The sequence below is a fragment of the Dyella sp. 01N36 genome (assembly GCF_056399745.1).
The window spans coordinates 1-1,110 of the sequence record NZ_JBFTRY010000383.1; the positions used below are offsets into that span (position 1 = coordinate 1).

Here is a 1,110-nt window from a genome sequence, read left to right on the forward strand (position 1 = left end):
GTCCAGCACGAGTGCGCCCAGCACATAACGCGACGTCAGCGGCTGCACGTCGCTGAGCTCGGCCGTGCCTTTGCCCAGGSTCAGGATCGACTGGCCGTTGCTGCTGTTGAGCACGAAGTCGTCGATCTGCAGTTTGCCGGTGAGCTGGAGCTGCGGCGTCGGTTTGGCCTGCACGAAATGCAGCACCAGATCGCCACTGAGCAGTCCCTTGGGTATCGCCACCGGCAGGGTGGTGGGCGCATAGCCGATGTAGCGCGCCAGATCGAGGCGATCCAGGCGGAAATTGATGGTGGAATCGCGACTGTCGGCAAACGGCTTGGTGTGGCCTTCGACGCGCAGCGGGCTGCCATCCACGCTCATCGACAACAGCGGCTGCACGAATACATCGGTATCGCTGGGCAGGTTGGCGATGAAGGGAATGCCCAGCTCCAGCTTTTCCACGTGATGGTTGGCTTTCATCGCCTCATCGGCGAACTGGATATCGCCGTTGTGCACGCTGATGTTGGAAAGCGCAAAGCGCGCCGGTGCCGCCTTCGGGTCGGACGGCGTGGCGTTGAAGCGATCGATGATGTCGCTGAAATTGAAGCGCTGGTCGCCGGTGCGCACGATGCGGACGCGCGGATGCTGCACGACCAGTTCATCCAGCACGGGCGCCATGCGGAACAGCGAGGCCCATGACACATTGATCACGGCCTGGTCCACATCGACGAAGGCCGACTTGCCATCGCTGTCGGCGATATGCAGCTGATCCAGCTGCAGCCGCAACGTATACGGATTGAGATGCGCGGCACCCAGCGTGACGGGGCGTTGCAGTGCGGCGCTGGCGCGCTTTTCGATCTGACTTCGAATGATCGATGGCGCCGCAAGAAAGCCGAGGATGCCGAAGACAATCACCACGATCGCAACGATCAAGGYGATCTTGCGTGTGCGATGCGATTGGTAGACGGCGATGGCGCGGTCGCGTCCCGCGGCCAGATGACGATTGCTGAACAGATCAGCCATGCGGACGATGCTCCCGTGCCATCGCGCGCCGACCGTATCCAGCCCTTGGGCCGGATACCTTCACAATCCCAGCGATTAGTCGGCCGCCTTGGTCGAAGTGTACTAGGG

General features: G+C 62.1%; 1 protein-coding gene. It reads right to left on the reverse strand.

Annotated features, from left to right (window positions below; all coding sequences use genetic code 11):
* Nucleotides 1–1,002 (reverse strand): DUF748 domain-containing protein (locus AC1DMG_RS22305; RefSeq protein ID WP_477181167.1); only part of this gene is annotated, 1,002 nt, incomplete at its 3' end.
* Between the last annotated feature and the right edge of the window lie 108 nt (nucleotides 1,003–1,110).